20 protein-coding genes are annotated in these 23,369 nt (G+C 73.0%); 12 read left to right on the forward strand and 8 right to left on the reverse strand.

The window, feature by feature from the left end; genetic code table 11:
- Positions 1 to 2: 2 nt before the first annotated feature.
- From OG534_RS30400 to OG534_RS30440, 9 genes are all read left to right on the forward strand, one after another.
- Positions 3 to 2,408, forward strand: a complete 2,406-nt coding sequence (locus OG534_RS30400; RefSeq protein WP_326592274.1) for a xanthine dehydrogenase family protein molybdopterin-binding subunit — start codon at positions 3 to 5, stop codon at positions 2,406 to 2,408.
- Positions 2,405 to 3,229 (forward strand): FAD binding domain-containing protein, encoded by an 825-nt coding sequence (locus OG534_RS30405; protein WP_326592275.1) that lies wholly within the window; start codon positions 2,405 to 2,407, stop codon positions 3,227 to 3,229. The genes OG534_RS30400 and OG534_RS30405 overlap by 4 nt, the downstream gene beginning before the upstream one ends.
- Positions 3,230 to 3,313: 84 nt before the next feature.
- Complete coding sequence (locus OG534_RS30410) at positions 3,314 to 4,549, forward strand: MFS transporter (RefSeq protein WP_326592276.1); 1,236 nt, start codon at positions 3,314 to 3,316, stop codon at positions 4,547 to 4,549.
- On the forward strand, positions 4,546 to 6,057 hold the full coding sequence (locus OG534_RS30415; protein WP_326592277.1) for an ATP-binding protein: 1,512 nt from the start codon (positions 4,546 to 4,548) through the stop codon (positions 6,055 to 6,057). Before OG534_RS30410 ends, OG534_RS30415 begins: the two co-directional genes overlap by 4 nt.
- Before the next feature lie 12 nt (positions 6,058 to 6,069).
- Positions 6,070 to 6,411, forward strand: coding sequence for a nuclear transport factor 2 family protein (locus OG534_RS30420; RefSeq protein WP_326592278.1), 342 nt, complete (start codon positions 6,070 to 6,072; stop codon positions 6,409 to 6,411).
- A gap of 118 nt (positions 6,412 to 6,529) precedes the next feature.
- Entirely contained in the window at positions 6,530 to 7,177 is a 648-nt protein-coding gene (locus tag OG534_RS30425; RefSeq protein ID WP_326592279.1) for a TMEM175 family protein, read from the forward strand.
- A gap of 72 nt (positions 7,178 to 7,249) precedes the next feature.
- On the forward strand, positions 7,250 to 8,545 hold the full coding sequence (locus OG534_RS30430) for an IS701 family transposase (protein ID WP_326592280.1): 1,296 nt from the start codon (positions 7,250 to 7,252) through the stop codon (positions 8,543 to 8,545).
- A complete protein-coding gene (locus OG534_RS30435; protein WP_326592281.1) occupies positions 8,545 to 9,696 on the forward strand; it encodes an XdhC family protein in 1,152 nt (383 codons plus the stop codon). The genes OG534_RS30430 and OG534_RS30435 overlap by 1 nt, the downstream gene beginning before the upstream one ends.
- Before the next feature lie 211 nt (positions 9,697 to 9,907).
- On the forward strand, positions 9,908 to 11,350 hold the full coding sequence (locus OG534_RS30440; protein WP_326592282.1) for a GuaB1 family IMP dehydrogenase-related protein: 1,443 nt from the start codon (positions 9,908 to 9,910) through the stop codon (positions 11,348 to 11,350).
- Between the two features lie 180 nt (positions 11,351 to 11,530).
- Here the strand turns inward: OG534_RS30440 and OG534_RS30445 are convergent, their stop codons facing one another.
- The 6 genes from OG534_RS30445 to OG534_RS30470 form a co-directional block, all read right to left on the reverse strand.
- A complete protein-coding gene (locus OG534_RS30445) occupies positions 11,531 to 12,775 on the reverse strand; it encodes a sensor histidine kinase (RefSeq protein ID WP_326592283.1) in 1,245 nt (414 codons plus the stop codon).
- Positions 12,772 to 14,502, reverse strand: coding sequence for a sodium/solute symporter (locus OG534_RS30450; protein ID WP_326592284.1), 1,731 nt, complete (start codon positions 14,500 to 14,502; stop codon positions 12,772 to 12,774). Before OG534_RS30450 ends, OG534_RS30445 begins: the two co-directional genes overlap by 4 nt.
- A gap of 197 nt (positions 14,503 to 14,699) precedes the next feature.
- Positions 14,700 to 14,975 (reverse strand): hypothetical protein, encoded by a 276-nt coding sequence (locus tag OG534_RS30455; RefSeq protein ID WP_326592285.1) that lies wholly within the window; start codon positions 14,973 to 14,975, stop codon positions 14,700 to 14,702.
- Positions 14,976 to 15,208: 233 nt separating this feature from the next.
- A complete protein-coding gene (locus OG534_RS30460) occupies positions 15,209 to 16,027 on the reverse strand; it encodes a LytR/AlgR family response regulator transcription factor (RefSeq protein WP_326592286.1) in 819 nt (272 codons plus the stop codon).
- Between the two features lie 107 nt (positions 16,028 to 16,134).
- Positions 16,135 to 17,115 carry an SCO0930 family lipoprotein gene (locus OG534_RS30465; protein WP_326593945.1) on the reverse strand — a complete coding sequence of 327 codons (981 nt, stop codon included), beginning with the start codon at positions 17,113 to 17,115 and terminating at the stop codon, positions 16,135 to 16,137.
- A 118-nt stretch (positions 17,116 to 17,233) separates the two neighbouring features.
- A complete protein-coding gene (locus OG534_RS30470) occupies positions 17,234 to 18,199 on the reverse strand; it encodes a GDSL-type esterase/lipase family protein (RefSeq protein ID WP_326593946.1) in 966 nt (321 codons plus the stop codon).
- Positions 18,200 to 19,015: 816 nt separating this feature from the next.
- Between OG534_RS30470 and OG534_RS30475 the strand changes: the two genes are divergently transcribed.
- Both OG534_RS30475 and OG534_RS30480 read left to right on the forward strand, forming a co-directional pair.
- Positions 19,016 to 20,500 carry an amino acid permease gene (locus tag OG534_RS30475; RefSeq protein ID WP_326592287.1) on the forward strand — a complete coding sequence of 495 codons (1,485 nt, stop codon included), beginning with the start codon at positions 19,016 to 19,018 and terminating at the stop codon, positions 20,498 to 20,500.
- Positions 20,501 to 20,516: 16 nt separating this feature from the next.
- Positions 20,517 to 20,972, forward strand: coding sequence for an Lrp/AsnC family transcriptional regulator (locus OG534_RS30480; RefSeq protein ID WP_007262967.1), 456 nt, complete (start codon positions 20,517 to 20,519; stop codon positions 20,970 to 20,972).
- A 103-nt stretch (positions 20,973 to 21,075) separates the two neighbouring features.
- Here the strand turns inward: OG534_RS30480 and OG534_RS30485 are convergent, their stop codons facing one another.
- Together OG534_RS30485 and OG534_RS30490 are read right to left on the reverse strand one after the other, a co-directional pair.
- Positions 21,076 to 21,375 carry a WhiB family transcriptional regulator gene (locus OG534_RS30485; RefSeq protein WP_326592290.1) on the reverse strand — a complete coding sequence of 100 codons (300 nt, stop codon included), beginning with the start codon at positions 21,373 to 21,375 and terminating at the stop codon, positions 21,076 to 21,078.
- An 80-nt stretch (positions 21,376 to 21,455) separates the two neighbouring features.
- Positions 21,456 to 22,172 (reverse strand): GNAT family N-acetyltransferase, encoded by a 717-nt coding sequence (locus tag OG534_RS30490; protein WP_326592292.1) that lies wholly within the window; start codon positions 22,170 to 22,172, stop codon positions 21,456 to 21,458.
- A 389-nt stretch (positions 22,173 to 22,561) separates the two neighbouring features.
- Here OG534_RS30490 and OG534_RS30495 point away from each other — a divergent pair, with 389 nt between their 5' ends.
- The gene (locus OG534_RS30495) at positions 22,562 to 23,362 is read left to right on the forward strand and encodes a carbon-nitrogen hydrolase family protein (protein WP_326592293.1); all 801 of its coding nucleotides are present in this window, start codon (positions 22,562 to 22,564) and stop codon (positions 23,360 to 23,362) included.
- Positions 23,363 to 23,369 lie beyond the last annotated feature (7 nt).

Consider the following 23,369-nt stretch of genomic DNA (forward strand, 5'->3'; position numbering starts at 1 on the left):
ACATGACCGCAGTGACGGGGGACGCCCCTGCCGTGGGAGGCGGAGTGCTCGGGCAGCCGCTGGACAGCCGCGAGGACCCGCAGCTGCTGCGCGGCGAGGCGACGTACGTGGCGGACATCGATCTGCCGGGCACCGCGCACATGGCCATCCTGGGCAGCCCGGTGGCCCACGCGAAGATCCTCTCCATCCAGACCAAGGCGGCCGAACAGCTGCCCGGCGTGCTGAAGGTGGCCACCGCCGCCGACTTCACCGACGTCATGCCGCTGCCCTGCATCTGGATCCCGGGCGGGGTCGAGAGCCACTTCCCGCCCCACCCCTACGGACTTCCCGGCGCCCGCCCGGTCCTGACCGGCGACACCGTGCGGCACGTCGGCGACCCCATCGCCGTGGTCGTCGCCGAGACCCCGCGCCAGGCCGCCGCGGCGCTGGCCGCCATCGCCGTCGAGTACGAGCCGCTGCCCGTGGTCACCCGGGCCGACGAGGCGCTCGCCGACGGCGCGCCCCAGCTCCACGAGGCCGTGCCGGGCAACCTGAACGCGTACTGGACCTGCGGCGACAAGGACCGCACCGACGCGGCCATCGCCGGGGCCGAGGTCACCGTCGAGCTCGACCTGGTCAACCAGCGCACCATCAACAGCCCCATCGAGCCGCGCGGCGCGGTCGGCGACTACAACGCCGCCACCGGCGAGTACACGCTCTACGCCACCACCCAGGGCCCGCACAACCACCGCTTCCTGCTCTCCGCGCTGGTCCTCGGCATCCCCTTCAACAAACTCCGGGTGATCGCCCCGACCGTCGGGGGCAGCTTCGGCACCAAGGGCTACCTGTACCCCGACATGGCGCTGGTCCTGCTGCTCTCCAAGGCGCTCGGCCGGCCCGTGAAGTGGGTGGACACCCGCACCGGCCTGATGAACTCCACCGTCCAGGGCCGTGACCACCGCCAGCACGTCACGCTGGCCGGCACCCGCGACGGCCGGATCACCGCCGTGCGCTGCACCAGCTACGCCAACCTCGGCGCGTACCCCTCGACGATCGGCCCCGGTGTCGCCACCGCCCTGATGGGCCGCTCCATCAGCGGGATGTACGACATCGACGCCGCGTTCTGCGAGGTCTACGCCGCCTTCACCAACACCGTCTCGCTCGGCGCCCAGCGCGGCAGCGGGCGCGCCGAGGCCGCCTTCCTCATGGAGCGCCTGGTCGACCGGTACGCCTCCGAGATCGGCATGGACCCGGCGGCGGTGCGGCGCAAGAACCTGGTGCCGAAGGAGAAGTTCCCGTACGACAACGGTCTCGGCTGGACCTACGACTCCGGGAACTACCAGCTGAACTTCGACAAGGCCATCGAGCTGTCCGGCTACGCCGACATGCCCGCCCGCAAGGCCGAGGCCCGCACCCGCGGCAAGCGCCTCGGCGTCGGCCTCGCCACGTACGTCGCGATCTGCGGGGTCGGCCCCTCCACCCGGATGTCCCAGGAGGGCATGCTCGGCGGCACCTGGGAGAGCGCGAACATCCGCGTCCACCCGACCGGCGAGGTGACCGTCACCGTCGGCTCCGCCTCCACCGGCCAGAGCCACGGCACCGTCTTCGCGCAGGTCGCCGCCGACGAGCTCGGCATCGACCCGGACACCGTCCAGGTCCTCGAAGGCGACACGCAGAAGGCCCCGTACGGGCAGGGCACCTACGGCTCCCGCTCCTACAGCATGGCCGCGCCCGCCGTCGCCCTCACCGCCCGGAAGATCAAGGGCAAGCTGGTCCGGGCCGGCGCCGTCTTCCTCGGCGTCCCCGAGGACAAGGTCGTCTACGCGGGCGGCAAGGTCTACGAAGAGGGCAACGAGGAGAACACCAAGACCTTCGCCGAGCTGGCGATGGCCATGTGGTACGGCTGGGGACTGCCCCCGGAGATCGAGCCGGCCCTCGACGAGACCACCCACTTCGACCCGCCGGACTTCAACTACCCCTTCGGGACGCACGTCGCGGTCGTCGAGATCGACGAACTGACCGGCGAGACCGAGGTGGTGGCCTACACCGCCGTCGACGACGCCGGGAACATCGGCAACCCGAAGATCGTCCACGGGCAGATCGAGGGCAGCATCGTCCACGGCCTCGGCCAGGCCCTCATGGAGATCGCCGAATACGACGAGAACGGGCTGCTCGTCAGCGCCGACCTGGGCCACTACGCCCTGCCGCGCGCCGCCGACGTGCCGTTCTTCACGCTCGACAAGACCGTCACGCCCAGCCCGCACAACCCGCTCGGCGCCAAGGGCGCGGGCGAGATCGCCACCGTCCCGCCCGCCGCGGCCGTCGTCAACGCCGTCGTCGACGCCCTCGCCGACCTGGGCGTCCGGCACATCGACATGCCGGTCACCCCCGAGAAGGTCTGGCGCCGCCTGAGAGGGGAATCCCAGTGATCCTCACCGAGTTCGACTACGTCCGGCCCACCGGCCTCGACGAGGCGCTGACCCTGCTGTCCGGGACGCGCGGCGCCCGGGTCCTGGCCGGCGGGCAGAGCCTGCTCCCCGACCTGCGCACGGGAGCCGAGCACGCCCGGCTGCTCGTCGACATCCGGCAGCTGGCGGACCTGCGGGGCATCGGGCGCACGGCCGACGGGATCCGCATCGGGGCGCTGACCACGCTCGCCGAACTCGCCACGGACCCGCTGGTGCTCGCCGAGGCACCGGAACTGGCCGCCGCGGCCCGCTCCAACGGCGACCCCCAGGTCCGCAACCTCGGCACCGTCGGCGGCAACCTCGCCGCCGCCGGGCGGGCCACCGACCTGCCCGTCGCCGCGCTCGCCGCCGACGCCGTCGTCGAACTGGCCGGTCCCGGCGGGCGGTCGACCCTGACTGCCGAGGAGTTCGCGGCCGGCAGCGCACCCGCCGGCACCGTCCTCACCGCCCTGCTGGTGCCCGCCGCCGGGCAGGCCGCCGCCTTCGAGAAGACCGCCGACCGGGCCACCCGCTACCCGGTGTGCGCCACCGCCGTACGGATCACCCCGAACGGCCCGCGCATCGCCGTCACCGGAGCCACCTCCCGCGCGCTGCGGCTGCGCGGGGTCGAGGACCGGCTGCGCGGGGGTCCGTACAGCACGGACGCCGTGCTCGCCGCCTTCCGCGCCGAACCCCGGGAGCTCTTCGTCCCCGGGCGCGGCACCTCGGCCGAGTACCTCGGCCACCTCGCGGGGGTCCTCACGGCCCGAGCCTTGCAGAGGGCCGGTCGGGCACTCGCCTGACCGGCCGCCACGGGGCCCGGAACGGGGCCCATCACGGGGGAGTTGAGTGAAGCAGTGGCCGAATCATCCAAGACGACCACGGGAGTGACCGTGCACCCAGCCGCCCGCACGGCCCGTGCGGCCGGCGCGTCCAGAGGCTCCGGCTTCTGGGTGGTGGGCGCGGTGCTCGTCCTGCTGATGCTCTCCTCCTCCGTGCCCTCCGCCCTCTACGTGCTCTACCAGCAGGAGTGGGGGCTGTCCTCCGGCACGATCACGGTGGTCTTCGCCCTGTACGCCGTCACCGTGCTCGCCGGGCTCCTGCTCTTCGGGTCCCTCTCCGACACCCTGGGCCGGCGCCCGGTCCTGGCCGCCGGACTGGTCCTGGCGATCGTCTCCATGGCCCTGTTCGCCGCGGCCCAGGGGCTCGGGCTGCTCCTGGCCGCCCGCGCCGTGCAGGGGCTCGCCGTGGGCCTCGCCACCGGGGCGATGGGCGCGGCCCTGCTCGAACTCAGCCCCGCGTCGCGGCCCGCGCTCGGCGCCCAGGTCAACAGCGCTGGCCCGACCGTGGGCATCGGCCTTGGCGGGCTCGGCGCCGGACTGCTCGTGCAGTTCGCGCCCGCGCCGACCGTCCTGAGCTACCTGCTGCTGGTCGGGGCCTTCGCCGTGACCCTGGTGGGGGTGATCCGGATGCGAGAGAGCGCTCCGGGCGCCGGGGGCCGCTTCCGGGTGGTCCCGCACCGGATCCACGTACCGGCCGGCGCCCGCGGCCGCTTCGCCGTCCTTGTCCTGACCATCGTCGCCGTCTGGTCGGTGGGCGGCTTCTACCTCTCGCTCGGCCCGCACCTGGCGCTCTCGCTGCTGCAGTCCACCAACTACCTCGTCGGCGGCGCCACGGTCGCCCTGCTCGCCGGCGCCGCCACCGTCGCCCAGCTGGTGCTCGGCCGCACCGAGGCGCTGCGCACCGCCGTCCTCGGACTGCTCGGGCTGCTCGCCGGACTCGGCCTGGTGCTGCTGGCGCTGGGCCTCGGCTCGGCCGCCGTGTTCCTGGTGGCCACGGCCGTGCTCGGCAGCGGCTGGGGCGCCGCCTTCCTCGGTTCCTTCCGCGCGCTGAGCATGCTCGCCGAACCGGCGCACCGCGGTGAACTGACCGCCGCCGTCTACGTCTTCGCGTACCTCGCCATGAGCGCGCCGGCGGTCCTCGCCGGGATGCTCACCAACATCCACGGACTGCACCGCACCTCGGTCGGCTTCATGGCCGCCGTCGCGGGGGTGTGCGCGCTGGCCCTGCTGGCCACGCTGCGGCTGGCCGCCCGTACCCGCGCCGAGGGGAGCACGGCGTGAGCGCCACGGAGCTGAGGTCCGCCCTGCACGGGCTGGAGATCTTCGCCGGGATCACCGACGAGCAGCTGGACTGGCTGGTCTCGGTCTCGCAGCCGCGGGTCCTCGCCGACGGCGAGGTGCTCTTCCGGGACGGCGAGGAGGCCACCGGCTTCCACGTCCTGCTCTCGGGCGGTCTGGTCGTCACCAAGGTCGTCGACGGCCGGGAGGAGGTGCTCACCCGGCACTCCACCGAGGAGGAGAGCGCCGCCGCAGAGGACCACGACGGCAAGCCGTCGGCCGCGCACCGGTTCACCGGCGAGCTGCCGCTGCTGACCGACGGCGCGTACGTGGCCACCGCGGCCGCGAGCGGCCCGTCGACCACCGTCGTGGCGTACCCCAAGGCGGTCTTCTTCGAGATGCTGACCCGGTGCCACGGGGTGGCCGCCGTACTCATCCCCGTGCTGGCCTGGCGGATCAAGTCCTCCGAGGTGCAGGCCCGTAAACGGGCCACCGTGGAGGCGCTCGGCACGCTCGCCGCCGGGCTCGCGCACGAGCTGAACAACCCCGCGGCGGCCGTGGCCCGGGCGGCGCAGGAACTGGCCCCCGCCCTGGACCGGCTCACCCGCACCGCCCAGGCCTGGGGTGCGGCCGCCACCGGCGCGGAGCGCTCCGTCTTCGACCGGCTCGCCGACGAGCTGGACAAGCTGCCGCCGCCGCTGACCACCGACCCGTTCGCCCAGGCCGACGCCGAGGAGGAGATCGCCGACTGGGCCGAGGAGGCGGGCACCGAACGGCCCGGCCTGCTCGGCTCGGGGGTCTCGGACCTCGGCCTGGAGCTGGGCTGGCTGCTGGAGCGGCTGGAGGGAGTCGGCGAGCCGGCCCTCGCCTGCGCCCTGGACCACCTGGCGGCGCTGCTGGAGATCCGCTCGCTCGCCGCGGAGCTGCGGGCCGCGGGCCCCAGGATCTCCCAACTGGTCGCAGCGACCCGGGATTACGCCAATCTCGACCGGGCGCCCGAACAGCGCTTCCGGGTGACCGAGGGGCTGGAGAACACGCTGGTCGTGCTGCGTGCCAAGCTCGCCGGCATCAGCATCGTGCGTGAGTACGAGCCCGACCTGCCCGAACTGACGGGCTATCCGAGCGAGTTGAACCAGGTGTGGACCAACCTGGTCGACAACGCCGCCGAGGCCATGGAGGGCTCCGGCGTACTGACCCTGCGCGCCCGCGCCGAGGGCGTCTGCTTGCACGTCGAGATCGCCGACACCGGCCGCGGCATCCCGGAGGAATCCCTGCCGCGGATCTTCGAACCCTTCTACACCACCAAGGACGTGGGCAAGGGCACGGGACTGGGGCTGCACCTCAGCTACCGCATCGTGACCCAGCGCCACCACGGGTCGATCACCGCCCACTCGCGGCCCGGTGAGACCCGGATGGTGGTCCGGCTGCCCTTCGCCGGCAGCGCCCGGTCCTGCGCCTCACCTGCCACGACACCCGATACGGCACCCGCCGAGGGCACCTTCCCGAGTTGAAACGGAGTCGACATGGCCAAGTACGACATCTCCAAGCTGCACCCGGTGTTCGTCCGTCAGATGGACGCGCTCGCCGCCCTGGACATCGAGGCGGTGATGAAGAACTACACCGACGACGCGGTGCTGCTGCGCTTCGAGGGGGTCTCGGTGGGCATCGAAGCCGTTCGCGAGACGTTCACCGGCTATCTCACCGTGAAGCCCACCCTGGTGGAACTCCAGGAGTACATCGAGACCGAGGACACCATCTTCTACCGGGCGATCATGAACCTCAACGGTGAACCGGAGCACGCGTTCGGGACACTTGTCGTCCGCGATGGCCGGATCTGGCGGCAGACTGCGGGATTCGGCGGCTGACGGCCGAAATCTGGGTAGCGTGTGCGGGGAGGGCGGCGAGAGAACGCCCTCCCCGTATGTGTGGGCATACCACGGGTGCGCCGGATGCATATATGCAGGACATCGCAAAGGGGAGGCAATGGAAAACGAGACCGGGCGGATCGAGGCATTCAGTGACGGTGTATTCGCCATCATCATCACGATCCTCGTTCTGGAATTGAAGGTTCCGGAAGAAACGGGGTCCGAGTTCTGGCACGGGGTCCGGGAACAGTGGCCCCATTACGCCGCCTACATCGTGAGTTTCCTCATCATCGGCGTGATGTGGGTGAACCACCACACCATCTTCAGTCACCTCAAGAGGGTCGACCGCCCCTTGTTGTTCCTGAATCTCCTGGTGCTGATGGTGGTGTCGGTGATCCCGTACACCACCAACGTCCTCGCCGAACACCTCGTGGAGGAGGGCGGCTCCGCCAACGCGGCGGCGGTCCTCTACAGCGGCGTCACCGTGGCCTACGCCTTGGCCTTCCTGGCCTTCTGGTGGTACGTCACCCGGATCGGCCACCTGTTCCACGAGGAGGTCGACAAGGCCGGCGCACGGGCCACCCGGATGCGCTTCGGCCTCGGTGCCATCGCCTACCCCCTCACGGTCGCCCTGGCCTTCTACTCCGCAACACTCACACTCGTGGCCCACTTCCTGATCGCGATCTACTATGCGGCGAACCAGATCCCCATCCCTCTCGTGGTAGAGGAAGAGCGGCTCGATTCTGCCAGCGACCTCAGGAAGTAGCCGCAGGGGCCTACGGCCGTTCTCGGCGGTCAAGTAGGGTATTGGATCTAGCTGGTCGCGGGGGAGGCCCAGATGGCTCGCGTAGTCCTGCCGGAGGATTCCACGAAGGAAATCTCCGAATTGATCGACGTACTGATCTCTCTGCTCTTCGAGTCCTTACCCCGGCGGGACCAGCGAAACTGGGCCCGCGTTTATCTGAACGGCCTCGTGCGGACCACCGGAAAGAAAACAATCCGTAACATTGCCGGAACAGGGGCCAGTTCCGTCGAACAGAGCCTGCAGCAGTTCATCAGCAAGTCGCCCTGGGACTGGACCCCGGTCCGCCGCTCCCTCGCCCAGCACCTCGAACGCACCGCGCAGCGCCCCCTGGCCTGGGTGATCCAGCCCATGGTCATAGAGAAGGCCGGCGACCGATCGGTGGGCGTCGGCCGCCAGTTCGTCCCCCAGCTCGGCCGCACGGCCAACTGCCAGCAGGCCGGCGGGATCTGGCTCGCCTCCAGCGAAGCCAGCTTCCCGGTCGAATGGACCCTCACCCTCCCCGGGCCCTGGACCAGCGAACTCCTGCGCCGCCGCCGGGCCGGCATACCCGACACCGCCCGCTCCCTCACCCCCGCCCAGGACGCCGTACACGCCGTCCAGCGGATGGCCGCGACCTGGCAACTCCAGCGCCGGCCCGTGGTGATGGAGGTCGCCAACGGCGATCTGCCGCAGAGCATCGAGTCCTTCGCCCTGCACGACATCCCCTTCGTCTTCAAGGTCGACGGCTCGCTGCCCGTCTCCTTCGGGGGCGCGGGCCGTCACAAACCCGGGCCGCACACCGCGCCCGCCCGCGAACTCATCGACTCCCTGCGCTCCCAGCGCCGCGTCGTCGAATGGACCCGGCACGGCCGCGCCGAGGGGGCAGTGACCCTGCTGACCTCGGCCTCGATCCTCGCCACCCCCTGCGAGGACCGTCCCCTGCCCGCGCCGATGCCCCTGCTGCTGCTCGGAGCCTGGACCGAGGCGGCCCTGCTGCCCTCCGAGTTCTGGATCACCAACATCGGCGACCGGCCGCTCGCCCAGCTCTTCCTGCTCGCCAAACTCACCGACCGGGTCTCCCTGGACTTCGCCGAGACCTGCGAGCCCGTCGGCATCCGGGACTTCGAGGGCCGCTCCTTCCGCGGCTGGCACCACCACGCCACCCTGGCCAGCGTGGCCCACGCGGCGAAACTGCTGGGCGCGCGGCCGCAGGTACCCGAGGGATTCCCCGGGCCCACCCGGTCGGCGGCCGCGGCGGCCCGGCCCGCCACCCGGCCGGCGACCCCGGCCGTGCTGCCGCCGCGCCCGATCCTGCCCGGACAGATCCCGCGCCGCGAGTACATCCGCTGATGCTCGACATAGCCGAAGGGCTCCGTGCGTGGTGCGCCGCGCAGCGGGAGTTCGCACTGGCCACCGTCGTCGCCGTCAGCGGCAGCGCCCCGCGCGGCCCCGGCGCCTCGCTCGCCGTCGACGACCGGGGCACGGCCCTCGGCTCCGTCTCCGGGGGCTGCGTGGAGTCCGCCGTGCACGAGCTGTGCCTCGACGCCATCGCCTCCGGCGAAGGCGGCGTGCACCGCTTCGGCTACAGCGACGACGACGCCTTCGCCGTCGGCCTGACCTGCGGGGGAGTCCTGGACGTCCTGGTCACCCCGGTGCGCGGACTCGACCCGGTACGGCCCGTCCTCGGGTCCGTGCTCGACGCCGCCGCCGGCGGGACGCGGGCCGCGCTCGCCCGCGTGGTCTCCGGCCCGCCGGGGCAGCTCGGCCGGGCGCTCGCCGTCCACGCCGACGGGTCCTACGAGGGCGGGCTCGCCGGCGGCCCCGCCCTGGACCGGGCCGCCGCCGGGCGGGTACGGGCCCTGCTGCTGGCCGGGCGCACCGGCACCGCCGAGCTCGGCACGGCCGGCGGACTGTGCGGGGAGCCGCTGACCCTGCTGGTCGAGTCGGCCGCCGAACGGCCCCGGCTCCTCGTCTACGGGGCCATCGACTTCGCCTCGGCCCTGGCGCGGATCGGCGCCTTCCTGAGCCACCGCGTCACCGTGTGTGACGCCCGGCCCGTGTTCGCGACCCCGGCACGCTTCCCCGACGCCGACGAGGTGGTCGTCGACTGGCCGCACCGCCACCTGGCCGCCGAATGGGAGGCGGGCCGCCTGGACTCCCGTACCGCCGTCTGCGTCCTGACCCACGACGCCAAATTCGACGTACCGCTCCTGGAGCTCGCCCTGCGGCTGCCGCTGGGCTACGTCGGCGCCATGGGATCGCGGCGCACCCACGCCGCCCGCGAGCAGGCGCTGCGGGAGGAGGGCGTGGCCGACTCCGACCTGGCCCGGCTGCGCTCACCCATCGGCCTCGACCTCGGCGGCGCCACCCCCGAGGAGACGGCCCTGGCCATCGCCGCCGAGTTCACGGCCGTCCGGCACGGCGGATCGGTGCTCCCGCTGGCCCGGCGCGGCGGCCCCGTCCACCGGCGGACCCGGCCGTGGGGGACCAAGGTCCCGTAGCTGGTGGTGACCAAGGTCCTGTAGCCCGTGGGGACCAAGGTCCGGTAGGCCTCAGGGACCAGCGTCCCGTAGGAAACGACCACGCGGCCCGGTATGTCCTGGACGATCGCCCCGGACGGTGTAAACGCCAGGTCGTGGGAGAATGAAGTACGTGCGTTTCCTCGGCTGTCCCCCTGTCGAGGCACCTCCGATTGACTGGGATGTTCAGCACGTGCGTTTCCTCAATGACCTGAAGCCGCCGTACGACCTGACGTACGACGATGTGTTCATGGTGCCGAGCCGCTCCGCGGTCGGTTCCCGCCAGGGTGTGGACCTGTCCTCGCCCGACGGCACCGGCACCACCATTCCGCTCGTCGTGGCGAACATGACCGCCATCGCGGGCCGCCGGATGGCCGAGACCGTCGCCCGCCGCGGCGGCATCGTCGTCATCCCGCAGGACATCCCGATCGAGATCGTCACCGACGTCATCTCCTGGGTGAAGACCCGCCACCACGTGCTCGACACCCCGATCACGCTGGCGCCCACCCAGACGGTCGCCGACGCCCTCTCCCTGCTGCCCAAGCGCGCCCACGGCGCCGGCGTCGTCGTCGACGACGAGGGCCGCCCGGTCGGCGTCGTCACCGAGCACGACCTGACCGGTGTCGACCGCTTCACCCAGCTCTCCGAGGTCATGTCGAAGGAGCTGCTGCTCCTCGACGCCGACATCGACCCGCGCGAGGCCTTCAACCAGCTCGACGCCGGCCACCGCAAGCTGGCCCCGGCCGTCGACAAGGACGGCAGGCTCGTCGGCATCCTGACCCGCAAGGGCGCCCTGCGCGCGACCCTGTACACCCCGGCGACCGACGCCGACGGCAAGCTGCGCATCGCGGCCGCCGTCGGCATCAACGGCGACTTCGTGCAGAAGGCCAAGCAGCTGCTCGACGCGGGCGTGGACACGCTCGTCATCGACACGGCGCACGGCCACCAGGAGTCGATGATCAACGCGATCAAGGCCGTCCGCGGCCTGGACCCGAAGGTCCCGATCGTCGCCGGCAACATCGTCGCCGCCGAGGGCGTCAAGGACCTCATCGACGCCGGCGCGGACATCATCAAGGTCGGTGTGGGCCCCGGCGCCATGTGCACCACCCGCATGATGACCGGCGTGGGCCGCCCGCAGTTCTCCGCGGTGCTGGAGTGCGCGGCCGAGGCGAAGAAGTACGGCAAGCACGTGTGGGCCGACGGCGGCGTCCGCCACCCGCGCGACGTGGCGATGGCGCTCGCCGCCGGCGCGTCGAACGTGATGATCGGCTCCTGGTTCGCCGGTACGTACGAGTCCCCGGGCGACCTCCAGCAGTCCGCCGAGGGCCGGCTCTACAAGGAGTCCTTCGGCATGGCCTCCGCCCGCGCGGTGCAGAACCGCACGAGCGAGGAGTCGGCGTACGACCGTGCGCGCAAGGGGCTCTTCGAGGAGGGCATCTCCACCTCGCGCATGTTCCTCGACCCGGCCCGCCCGGGCGTCGAGGACCTGATCGACTCGATCATCGCGGGTGTGCGCTCCTCGTGCACGTACGCCGGTGCGGGCTCGCTCGCGGAGTTCGAGGAGAAGGCCGTGATCGGCATCCAGTCGGCGGCCGGCTACGCCGAGGGCAAGCCGCTGCACGCCAGCTGGAGCTAGTTCCCCGTTGTGCCCGTGACCCCGGTCGTCCCTCGCGGACGGCCGGGGCCACGGGCGTTCCCGGCTGCGCTGCCGCTGCCGGGGGCCGGCCCCCGGACCCCCGCGCCTCACACGCCGGCGAGGCTGAAGGATCGCCTCAAACGCCGGCGGGGCTGGATTTTCAGCCCGTGGCCCGTCCGTTCAGGGCGGGGAAGGGGTGTGGCCCGCAGGGGAACTGTGGACGCCCGCGCGGTATTTGGGGATGCGGATCGTGACCTTCATGCCCGCCCCGACGCCCGTCTCGATCACCGGCCCGTACTCGTCCCCGTACACCTGCCGGATCCGCTCGTCGACGTTCGGCAGCCCGATCCCCGACGAGCCGCCCCCACGCTCCCCGGCCAGGATCCGCCGCAGCAGCGCCGGATCCATCCCCACCCCGTTGTCCTCCACCGTGATCACCGCCTCCGCACCCGCGTCCCGCGCCGTGATCGTGATCCGGCACTCCTCGGTGGAGTCCTCCAGCCCGTGCTTGACGGCGTTCTCCACCAGCGGCTGCAGGCACAGGAAGGGCAGCGCCACCGGCAGCACCTCCGGCGCCACCTGCAGGGTCACCTTCAGCCGGTCGCCGAACCGGGCCCCGGCCAGCGCCAGATACTGCTGGACGGAGCGCAGCTCCTCGGCGAGGGTGGTGAAATCGCCGTGCCGGCGGAAGGAGTACCGGGTGAAGTCCGCGAACTCCAGCAGCAGTTCCCGGGCCCGCTCCGGATCGGTCCGGACGAACGAGGCGATCGCGGCCAGGGAGTTGAAGATGAAGTGCGGGGAGATCTGCGCCCGCAGCGCCTTGATCTCCGCCTCCATCAGCCGGGTCCGCGAGCGGTCCAGCTCGGAGAGCTCCAGCTGGACGGACACCCACCGCGCGACCTCCGTCGCCGCGCGCACCAGCACCGCCGACTCCCGCGACCCGTACGCCACCAGCGCACCCAGCACCCCGTCCTCGCCGGTGAGCGGGGCCACCACCGCCCACTTCAGCGGGCAGTCGGGCCGCTCGCACTCGGTCCGCACGCTCTGACTGCGCTCCGACTCCAGCATCACGGCCACCCGGGCCATCGCCCGCCGCTGGTGGTGGTCGGCGCCCGGTCCGTCCCAGGCCAGCACCGACTCCCGGTCGGTGAGGCACAGCGCCTCCGTGCCCAGCAGCGACCGCAGCCGCCGGGCGGCCTTGCGGGCGGCGTCCTCGGTCAGCCCGGCGCGCAGCGGGGGAGCGGCCAGCGAAGCGGTGTGCAGGGTGTGGAAGGTGGCCCGCTCCACTGGTGTCCCGAGGTCCAGTCCGGCCGCGCGTTCCCCGCTCCGGGCGTGCCACCGGCCGGCCGCCCAGCCCGCGGCCAGCATCAGGGCGGCGCCCGCCACCGCCAGCACGGCCAGCACGGCCGGCCCCACCCCGGTCACCGCCGGCCTCCCGCCCGGTCCCCGGCCACGACCTCCGGCAGGTGCAGCCGGGTCAGGGTGGCCGCCGTCCCGGCCGGGATCCGCGACCGGGTGGCCAGCGACACCGCCACCATCGTCAGGAACCCGAGCGGCACCGACCAGGCCGCCGGCCACGCCAGCAGCGTGTGCGTCCAGCCCGCCGGGGCCAGGCCCGCCCGGGTCGCCAGCACCGCGCTCAGCGCCGCCCCGCCGCCGGTGACCAGCCCGGCCACCGCACCCGGCGGGGTCAGCCCGCGCCACCAGATGCCCAGCACCAGCAGCGGGCAGAACGAGGAGGCCGACACGGCGAAGGCCAGGCCCACCGCGTCCGCCACCGGCACCTCCGTCGCGGCCACGCTCCCGCCCAGCGGCACCAGGATCGCCACGAGCACCGCGGAGCGGAAGCTGCGCACCCCGCGCGCCCGCAGCACGTCCTGGTGCAGCACCCCGGCCACCGCCATGGTCAGCCCCGAAGCCGTCGACAGGAATGCCGCGAAGGCGCCCCCGGCCAGCAGCGCCCCCAGCAGTTCGCCGAGCAGCCCGCCGAGCATCCGCTCGGGCAGCACCAGCACCGCCGCGTCCGCGTCGCCGGTGAGGGCGAGCTCGGGGGCGTAGATCCGGCCCAGCGCCCCGTACACGGGCGGCAGCAGGTAGAAGACCCCGACCAGCGCGAGCACGACGAGCGTGGTGCGCCGCGCGGCCCGCCCGTTGGGGCTGGTGTAGAAGCGCACCGCGACGTGCGGCAGGCCCATCGTGCCCAGGAAGGTGGCCAGGATCAGCCCGTACGTGGCGTACAGCCGGTACTCCCGGCGGTCCCCGGACACCGGCTCCGACCAGCTGGACGCGCCCAGACCCGCCTCCGCGCGGGTGTCCGGTACGGGAGTGTCCGGGGCGAACTCCAGCCGCGCGTGGGCCCGTACGGAGTGCTCACCAGCGGCCAGGGTCAGCGGGACCGCCACCAGGGTGCGCCCGTCCACCTGCCCGGTCACCGTCACCGTCAGCGGCTCCTTCACGGACAGCCGCACGTCCTGGGCCAGCGTCACCGAGGTGTGCTCCCGGAAGACGGCCGGGGCGTCGAAGCTGGCCCGCGGCGCGCCGTCCCCGGCCCAGGCGGCGACCAGGAAGAAGGCCGGTACCAGCAGGGCGGTCAGTTTGAGCCAGTACTGGAAGGCCTGTACGAAGGTGATGCTGCGCATCCCGCCGGCCGCCACCGCCGCGCTCACCACGAAGGCGACGACCAGCCCGCCGACCCAGTGCGGGGCCCCGGTCAGGATCTCCAGGGTCAGCCCGGCGCCCTGCAGCTGCGGCAGCAGGTACAGCCAGCCGACCCCCACCACGAACAGCACCGCGATCCTGCGCACCGCCTGGGACTCCAGCCGGGCCTCGGCGAAGTCGGGCAGCGTGTACGCGCCGGAGCGGCGCAGCGGGGCCGCGACCAGCACGAGCAGCACCACGTACCCGGCGGTGTAGCCCACCGGGTACCAGAGCATCTCGGGCCCCTGGAGCAGCACCAGCCCCGCCACTCCGAGGAACGACGCGGCGGACAGGTACTCCCCGCTGATGGCCGCCGCGTTGAGGCGGGGCCCCACCGTGCGCGAGGCGACGTAGAAGTCGGAGGTGGTACGGGATATCCGCAGGCCCAGCGCGCCGACCAGGACCGTGACCAGGACGACGACGGCGACCGCGGTCAGCGCGTACGTCTGGTTCACCGGTCGGTCCTTCGGCGGAGGGCAGGGGCGACCGGAGTCTATGCACGAGGTCTGACCTGGCAACAGGCACGATCCGGCCCTGCGGCGCCGTCGCCGCGGCGCTGCCCCGGACCCCGCGCCTCAAACGCCGGCGGGGCCGGGATCGCTGCGCCGGCACCGGCTCGCGTCGGGCGGCGCCGCCGTCGCCCGCTCGCGGATCAGCGCACCGCGTCGCGGTGCTCCGCGCAGTCGCGCAGGGCGATCTCCAGCTCCACGTACGACTCTTCCGCGCGCCGGAAGGCCAGGGTCAGGGCCGCCTCGGCCCGCGGCGGCACCTGCTCGCGGACGCCTTCGCGGGCCTCGTAGAGGATGTCGGCCCAGCGGGCGGCGGCGCTGCGCAGCCGGGCCAGCAGCGCCTCGGCCTCGGCGGGCCCGGCGGGCGCGGTGCGGGGCAGCCCGCTGAGGGTGTCGACCAGCGCCTGGATCTCGGACATGGCACTCCTCCCGCGCCGGAAGATCCACGATACGCAGGGCCCGGGACACGGGCGGGCCGGGCACGAGGGCGGTGCGGCCGACGGTTCCGACGGATCGCCGTACGCCCCTCCCGGCGCGACGAACGGCGTCTCCGCGCGCCGGACGGTCGCCGGTGGCCGGTCACCGGTGACCGGCGCGAACCCGCCGGGCCGGGGCGGGGCGGCGGGTGCCGGGCCGGTGTCGGCAGCCGGATTCAGCCCGTGGCCTGGCGCATCAGGAGGTCCCGCAGCTCCCGTGCGTGCCTGCGGCTGACCTGGAGCTCCGCCGACCCGACCCGGACACTCGTGGTCCCCGCGTCCAGCCGGAGCTCGTCGATCCGGGCCAGCGCCACCAGATGACGGCGGTGGATCCGGACGAACCCGCGCGCCGCCCAGCGCTCCTCCAGTGTCGACACCGGGATCCGGACCAGGTGGCTGCCCTCGTCGGTGTGCAGGCGGGCGTAGTCGCCCTGCGCCTCGACGTAGGCGATGTCGGCGATCGCCACGAAGCGGGTGACCCCGCCCAGTTCGACGGCGATCTGCTCCGGGGCGCGGTCGGCGACCGTGACCTCCGGGCGGCGCGGCGCCACCGCGGCCGGCGGGCCCGCCGCCGCCCCGGCGGCCACCGGCGCCTCCTCGGCCCGGCCCAGCTGCGCGCAGGCCCGCCGGACGGCCTCGGCCAGCCGCTCCGGCCGCACGGGCTTGAGCACGTAGTCCACGGCCTTGAGGTCGAAGGCCTGTACGGCGAACCCCTCGTGCGCGGTCACGAACACGATCAGCGGCGGCCGCGCGAACCCGGCCAGCAGCCGGGCGATGTCCAGCCCGGTCAGCCCGGCCATGTGGATGTCGAGGAAGACCACGTCGATGGCGTCGGCCCCGTCCGGTCCGGACTCCAGCGCCCGGGTGACCCGGCGCAGGGCCTCGGTCGCGTCCGAGGCGCCCTCGGCGCTGCGCACCCGGGGGTCCGAGCGCAGCAGGTAGAGGAGTTCCTCCAGGAGCGGCTTCTCGTCGTCGACGGCCAGTACGCGCAGCATGCGGCCGAGTCTAGGTACCGGCGCGCCGGGGCGGAACGGGGGCGCGGCCCCCGCCCCGGGGGAGGTGGGGCAGAGGCCGCGCGAACCGTGGTGGGGGGAGAAGGGGACTACTTGACGGTGATGAGCTTGCCGTTGGGGGAGACGGCGTACCACGTGCCGCCCACGCCCTGGCCGTTGATGTCGCCGGGGTTCTTGTCGCCGGCGAAGGTGTAGACGGGCCAGCAGTCGACGGACTGCTGCTTCTTGCCGTCCGGGCGGTCCAGGACCAGGTAGTTCTTCTCGATGATGCCCTTGGCGTTGCCCTTGTCCACCGGGGGGACGACCGGCCACTTGGTCAGGCAGTCGCCCACGCACTTGGACACCATCGGCCACTGCGTGTCCGGCTTGAACCGGTAGACGGTCATGCCCTTGCCGTCGACGATGTACTCGCCCAGCTTGGCGTTCTTCGCCACGGACAGCGCCGCGCCCGCCTCGGCGGCGCCGCCCGCGCCGGCCTCGGGCGCTGCGCCCGCGCCTGCGCCGGCCTCGGGCGCGGCGCCCGCGCCCGGAGCCGCCTTCGCGGCCTTCTTGCCGTCCGCCGCGAGCGCGAACCACACCCCGCCGACGCCCTGGCCGTTGACGTCGCCCGCCTTGGTGTCCTTGTTGTAGCGGTACGCGGGCCAGCCGCCCACCGTCAGCTGCTTGCTGCCGTCGGTGCGCACGACCTCGCCCAGCAGCGCCGGGTCCATGCCCGCCGCGGCGGTGGCGTCGCCCGCCGCGACCACCGGCCAGGTCTTCTCGCAGTCCCCGTCGCAGTTCGACTTCGGCGGCTTGGCCGTGTCCTTGTCGAAGCGGTACAGGGTGAGGCCCGCGCTGTCGGTGAGGACCTGGCCGAGCTGCTCGTTGGCGGCGAGCGCCAGCTGCCCGGCGGGCTTGGCGCCCGCGCCTCCGTCGGCGGCCGGGGCGCCGTAGGGGTCGTCCTGGGCGGCGGCGGCCCCGACCGGCTTGGTGGTGTCGCCGGCCTTGTAGTCCGTCGTGCCGCAGGCCGTAGCCGTGAGGACGACGGCGATCGCGGCTGCGGCCAGGGTGGTTCCGCGCTTGATGCCCATCTTGATCTCTCCCACGTGTGGTGTGCGTCGTGTCCGCCACCGAGGTGGCGTCAACTGTGCTCAGGACACGCTGTGATGGGCGGGATCTGTTCACCCCGGCCGGTGTGGGGTGTTTCACTCACCCCGGGTCGAACCCGGTGCGCCGCAGAGCCGTGGCCACAGCGAGGCCGAGAACCTGGTGCCCGCTGTCGTTGGGGTGCAGCCCGTCCGCCAGGTGCTCGGGACCGAGCAGGTCCCGGCCCGGGAGCACGGCGAGCCGGTCGTCCCCGGCGGCGATCCGGTGCCGGGTGGCGCGCTCCATCGCGTCGCGCAGGGCGCCCAGGGTGGCGCCCAGCTTGTTCGGGGTGCGCTCGGCGTCGGGCCGCAGGACGGGGGAGACCAGCAGGAGCGGGGTCCGCGGGTGCCCCTGCCGCACCAGTTCGAGGAACGCGCGCGTGGTCTCGTACAGCAGGGGCGCCGAGAAGGGCACCCGGGACCAGCAGTTGGTGCCGAAGGCGAGCGTCAGGACGTCGGCGGGCAGGCCCGCGAGCTGTTCGGCGGTGGTGAGTTCGCCGCGCGCGGCGCCCGCGTAGCCGAGGTTGACGGTGTCCCAGCCGAGCGCCCGGCCGGTGACGGCGGGCCAGCCGTGCGCGGGCCGGGTGGACCACCAGCCCTCGGTGATGGAGTCTCCGTGCACCACCCAGCGCGGGGCGGGCGGCGCCGGGGCGAGCGGGCCGCCGATCCCGCGCAGGCCGAGGATCCGAGGGGACTGCGTCTCGGGCGGGTGGACGGTGAACGGGCCGTTCCCGCCCCCCAGGTCGATCCGTACGACGGCCTCCGCGGCCGGGTCGGTGAACACCTCGGCGACCACCCCGTGCCGGTCCCACAGCGCGAAGCCGTGCGCGAGGTCGCGCAGTGCGTCGGTGGGGCCGGGCACCGTCGCCCGGTAGCGGATCTCCACCGCCCGCGCGGTCTCGGTGGTGAACTCCAGCCGGACCCCGATGGGCAGGGTGGAGCGCTCGCCGGTGTCCCAGGGCAGCCGCATGGTGTCCGCCGGATCGGCCCGCACCGGGCGGCCCTTGTCCAGCCACGCGATCCCGCGCAGGAAGGGCTGCGGGTCCTGCCACGGCCCCTGTCCGTCGGGGTGGGGCCGACCTTCCCGTCCGGCGGCTCCTGCCGGTGCCGCCGCTCCCGATGGTGCCGGTGGTATCACTCTTCGCCTCCGATCGTCGGATACGGGAACTCCACGCCGGCCCCGCCGCCCACCACGAGCGTCTGCCCCGTCACGCACGAGGACAGCGGTGAGGCCGGGACGTACGGGGCGGCCGCGATGTCCGCGGTCCCGGCGACCCGGCCCGGCGACCCGGCCCGGCGGTGCGTCCTCCGCGGTGCGCCGCCGCCCCTCGGTGCCCGGCAGGGCGGCGATCCGCGGGGTCCACACCCCCCGGTGCCACCGCGTTCACCCGTACCCCGCGCGGGCCCGGTTCCACCGCCGCCGGGCGCACCAATGCCATCGGAACGGCCGTGGCGGCACCGTGCCGAGGCCCCGGGCCAGGGCCTCGGCACGTCGGTCCCGCAGGGCACGTCCGGATCCATGACGGCACGCTGCGGCAGATCTGACGAAGTGTCAAGAACGATGGTTCCCAGAGGGCTGCGCAGCGATCGATCATCCGCACGCAACAAAGGACCATCCAGGACAGATCCGCGCAACGATCGTGCGGCAATGTGCAAGGATGGTGCATTACGGGCGCTATCACTCAGCTCGTAGGCTCACTCGCTGTACGTGGAGTGGCGCGGATCGCCTGCTCGGCGGTCCCCCTGCTCAGGCCCTTCCTTCGTCGGGCCCTGTCCTGCTCCGGACCGTCGCGGTCGACGCCTCATCCCCGACCTCCCCGATCCGCAGTGACAAGGAGTCCCACTCGTGCTCGACCACGGCCAGGCGCCACCGCTCGCCTCCGAGTCCCGCAGGCCCGCCCACCCGCTGCTCCGCCGCAAGCCGGTCGAGCAGCTGGTCGCCGAGGGCGGCCAGGGCGAGGGCGGCGCACTGAAGCGCTCGCTCACCATGTGGCAGCTGACCATGATCAGCATCGGCGCGACCCTGGGCACCGGCATCTTCGTCGTCCTCGGCGAGGCCACGCCGATCGCCGGCCCGGCCGTCTTCATCGCGTTCATCGTCGCCGGCCTGACCGCGCTGTTCTCCGCGCTCTCCTACGCCGAGCTGGCGGGCTCCATCCCCGTCTCGGGCTCCTCGTACTCGTACGCCTACGCCACCATGGGCGAGCTCATAGCCTGGATCTGCGGCTGGTGCCTGGTCCTGGAGTACGGCGTCTCGGTCGCGGCCGTCGCCGTCGGCTGGGGCCAGTACCTCAACGAGCTGCTCGACGGCACGCTCGGCTTCACCATCCCCGAGGGCTTCTCCGCCCCGCTGGGCGAGGGCGGCTACATCAACCTGCCCGCCTTGGTCGTCGTCCTGCTCTGCATGGTCTTCCTGCTGCGCGGGGCCAAGGAGAGCGCCCGGATCAACTCGATCATGGTCGGCGTCAAGATCGTCACGCTGGTGCTCTTCATCGTCATCGGCTTCATGGGCATCAAGGCCGGCAACTACACCCCGCTGGCCCCGCTCGGCGTCACCGCCATCAGCACCGCCGCCTCGATGCTCTTCTTCTCGTACATCGGCTTCGACGCCGCCTCCACCGCCGGTGAGGAAGCCAAGAACCCGAAGAAGGACCTGCCGCGCGCGATCATGCTCTCGCTGCTGATCGTCACCGTGATCTACTGCCTCGTCGCCCTGGTCGCCGTCGGCGCCATGCCGTGGCAGGAGTTCGAGGGCAGCGAGGCCGCCCTGGCCCAGATCATGGAGAACGTCACCGGACACTCCTTCTGGAGCGTCATCCTCGCCGCGGGCGCCGTCGTCGCCATCGCCAGCGTCGTCTTCGCCGTCCTCTACGGCCAGACCCGCATCCTCTTCGCGATGTCCCGCGACGGCCTGATGCCGAAGGCCTTCGCCAAGGTCGACGCGAAGACCGGCACGCCGAAGGTCAACACGATCCTCGTCTGCCTCTTCTGCGGTCTGCTCGCCGCGTTCATCCCGCTGGGCGAGCTGGCGAACGCCACCAGCATCGGCACGCTCTTCGCCTTCGGCCTGGTCAACGTGGCCGTCGTCATCCTGCGCTACACCCGCCCGGAGATGAACCGCACCTTCAGGGTCGCGCTCTTCCCGGTCACCCCGATCCTGGGCTTCCTCTTCTGCGGCTACCTGATGACGGAGCTGCCGGGAATCACCTGGCTGGTCTTCGGTGGCTGGATGGCCGTCGGGCTCGTGATCTACTTCTTCTACGGCATGCGCCGCTCCAGCCTGGCCGCTGTGGCCACCCTGGCCGCCACGGCCGCGGAGGCCGCTGAATAGAAGTGATTCACCCCCCGTGCGACTGAACGATCTCGACGAACGCATCGTGCACGCCCTCGCCGAGGATGCCCGCCGCTCCTACGCGGACATCGGCTCCGAGGTCGGGCTCTCCGCCCCCGCCGTGAAGCGGCGCGTGGACCGGCTGCGCGCCGAAGGCGCCATCACCGGCTTCACCGTCCGCGTGGACCCCGCCGCGATGGGCTGGGAGACCGAGGGCTTCATCGAGATCTACTGCCGCCACAACACCTCGCCGGACGACATCCGGCGAGGACTGGAGCGCTACCCCGAGGTGGTGTCCGCGTCGACCGTCACCGGCGACGCGGATGCCCTCGTCCAGGTCTTCGCCTCCGACATGCGGCACTTCGAGCGGGTGCTGGAGCGCATCGCGGGCGAGCCCTTCGTGGAACGCACCAAGTCGGTGCTGGTCCTCTCCCCCCTGCTCCGCCGCTTCACCTCGGGCGCCCCGGCCTGACCGGCCCGCCCGACCGCTCGGCCCGACCGCTCCGCCGACTCCGGGGGACCGGCCGGGCCGGCGGCCGTGACGGTGCACGCAGCCCGGGTCCCCCCGGGCGGGCTCACCCCGCGGTCCGGGCCGCGAGCTGCTCCGGAACGAGGAGCGCGTGGCGCTCCTCCTCCGTCAGACCGCCCCAGACGCCGAACGGCTCCCGGGTGCGCAGCGCGTGGTCCAGGCAGGCCCTGCGGACCGGGCAGCCCGCGCACACCCGCTTCGCGGCGGCGTCCCGCTCCTCCCGGTCCTCGCCCCGCTCACCGGCGGGATGGAAGAACCGGCCGGAGCCCAGGTCGCGGCAGGCGGCCCGGGACTGCCACTGCCAGAAGTGGTGGGCCGAGCCGGGCAGGCGTGAGACGTCGGTCATGACAGTTCCTTTCCGTGGGTTGTCCCGCGTCTGACCGCAGGACGCCCCGCGAAACCCCGCCGTCGCCGAAGACCCGCGGATCAGGCCCCTGCGGGCGGCGTCCGGAGCCCCAGGAAGAACGGGCGGCGGCGCAGCGTGAAGCCCATCGACTCGTAGAGCCGCACGGCGCCGGCGTTCTCCGCCGCCGCGTGCAGGAACGGGATGTCCCCGCGCTGGCGGACCGACGCCGCGACCGCGCGTATCAGCCGGCCGGCCAGGCCCCGGCCCCGGTGGTCCGGGTGGGTGCACACCGCGCTGATCTCCGACCAGCCGGCCGGCCGCATCCGCTCCCCGGCCATCGCCACGAGCCGCCCCTCGTGGCGGATCCCGAGGTACGTGCCCAGTTCGACCGTCCGGTCCAAGAACGGGCCCGGCCTGGTCAGCTCCACCAGCTCCAGCATCTCCGGTACGTCGCCGCGGCCCAGCACGACCGCCTCCGGCGCCGCCTCGGCCCGTACCGCCCGGCCGTCCAGCTGCACGCCCGGCACGGTCACCGCCGTCGCCCACCCCGGCGGCGGGGTCGGCAGGCCGGTCACCCAGACCTCCTCGTCGGGTCCGGCCAGTGCGGCGAGGTCCGCCCACGCCCGGGGGTCCTCCGGATCGGAGAGCGCCGCGAAGGGCGTCGCGTCCGCCGTGTACCGGGCGGCCAGACCCGCGGGCCCGAACTCGGCGAAACCGCGGTGCGTGCCGGTCAGTGCCGCCCAGACCGGATTGTCGAGTACGTCACTGTCGGTCAGGGTGCCGGTCTCGGGGGACATGGGTGCGGGACTCCTTCCGTGGGGCGGAGCCCGGCGGCGGCCGCCTTCTTGACGGCCCCGGGCACCGCCACGAGACTGCGGGGGACGCCACGACGGACAGGGCCCGCCACAGGAAGCCTAACCAGCGCGGGGCGGCCCACCGGGGGCAGGACGGCGACCGCGCCCCGGCAGCCCCGACGACCTGCGTCACCCCGGGCCGGCAGCGCGGTCCGCGGGGGTCGCAGCGGGGTTCCCGAGGGCCCGTACGGCCCCCGCGCAACGAATCGCCGTCCCGGTCGTGGAACACGCAACGAATCGATGCGCGGAGCGCAACGGTCACGGCTTGTCCACGTCGAACGCGCGAACGTACCGTCTATAGGACCCCACCCCTCCTGTCACAGAGGTAGCCCATGCCCCCGCTGCGCACCGCCCTCCTCCAGAGCTCCGGAGTGCTCGGCGACACCGCCGAGAACCTCAAGGCGCTCGACGAGGCAGCGGCGCGCGCCGCACAGAGCGGGGCCGGGCTGCTCGTGACCTCGGAGATGTTCCTGACCGGCTACGCGCTGGACCTCGAGGACATCCCCGGCATCGCCGAACCGGCCGACGGCCCGTCCGCCGCCGCCATCGGCGAGATCGCCCGCCGCCACGGCGTCGCCGTCCTGTACGGCTACCCGGAGCGGGCGGGAGACGCCGTCTTCAACGCGGCGCAGCTCATCGGCCCGGACGGGGTGGCGCTCGCGAACTACCGCAAGACCCACCTCTTCGGCTGCTTCGAACAGGACGCCTTCACCCCCGGCGACACCCCCGTCGTCCAGGCGGACCTCGGCGGCCTCCGCATCGGCATCATGATCTGCTACGACGTGGAGTTCCCCGAGAACGTCCGGGCGCACGCGCTCGCCGGCACCGACCTCCTCCTGGTGCCGACCGCGCAGATGCACCCGTTCCAGTTCGTCGCCGAACAGCTCGTCCCCGTACGGGCCTTCGAGAACCAGATGTACATCGCGTACGTCAACCGCACCGGCCCGGAAGGCGAGTTCGAGTTCGTCGGACTCAGCTGCCTGGCGAGCCCCGACGGGGTCACCCGGACCCGGGCCGGCCGCGGCGAGGAGCTGGTGTTCGGCGAGGCCGACCCCGAGCTGCTGGCCGCCTCGCGCGAGCACAATCCGTACCTGCGCGACCGCCGCCCCGGGCTCTACGCCTCCCTCGTCTAAGACCTCT

This window comes from Streptomyces sp. NBC_01294 (assembly GCF_035917235.1).
Taxonomy (GTDB): Bacteria; Actinomycetota; Actinomycetes; order Streptomycetales; family Streptomycetaceae; genus Streptomyces; species Streptomyces caledonius.

Coding starts and splice junctions, on each gene's coding strand:
- OG534_RS30460 (WP_326592286.1), bottom strand. CDS start 16,027: ATGCTGCGCGTACTGGCCGTCGACGACGAGAAGCCGCTCCTGGAGGAA.
- OG534_RS30495 (WP_326592293.1), top strand. CDS start 22,562: ATGCCCCCGCTGCGCACCGCCCTCCTCCAGAGCTCCGGAGTGCTCGGC.
- OG534_RS30455 (WP_326592285.1), bottom strand. CDS start 14,975: ATGTCCGAGATCCAGGCGCTGGTCGACACCCTCAGCGGGCTGCCCCGC.
- OG534_RS30490 (WP_326592292.1), bottom strand. CDS start 22,172: ATGTCCCCCGAGACCGGCACCCTGACCGACAGTGACGTACTCGACAAT.
- OG534_RS30430 (WP_326592280.1), top strand. CDS start 7,250: ATGGCTCGCGTAGTCCTGCCGGAGGATTCCACGAAGGAAATCTCCGAA.
- OG534_RS30425 (WP_326592279.1), top strand. CDS start 6,530: ATGGAAAACGAGACCGGGCGGATCGAGGCATTCAGTGACGGTGTATTC.
- OG534_RS30465 (WP_326593945.1), bottom strand. CDS start 17,115: ATGGGCATCAAGCGCGGAACCACCCTGGCCGCAGCCGCGATCGCCGTC.
- OG534_RS30420 (WP_326592278.1), top strand. CDS start 6,070: ATGGCCAAGTACGACATCTCCAAGCTGCACCCGGTGTTCGTCCGTCAG.
- OG534_RS30435 (WP_326592281.1), top strand. CDS start 8,545: ATGCTCGACATAGCCGAAGGGCTCCGTGCGTGGTGCGCCGCGCAGCGG.
- OG534_RS30400 (WP_326592274.1), top strand. CDS start 3: ATGACCGCAGTGACGGGGGACGCCCCTGCCGTGGGAGGCGGAGTGCTC.
- OG534_RS30485 (WP_326592290.1), bottom strand. CDS start 21,375: ATGACCGACGTCTCACGCCTGCCCGGCTCGGCCCACCACTTCTGGCAG.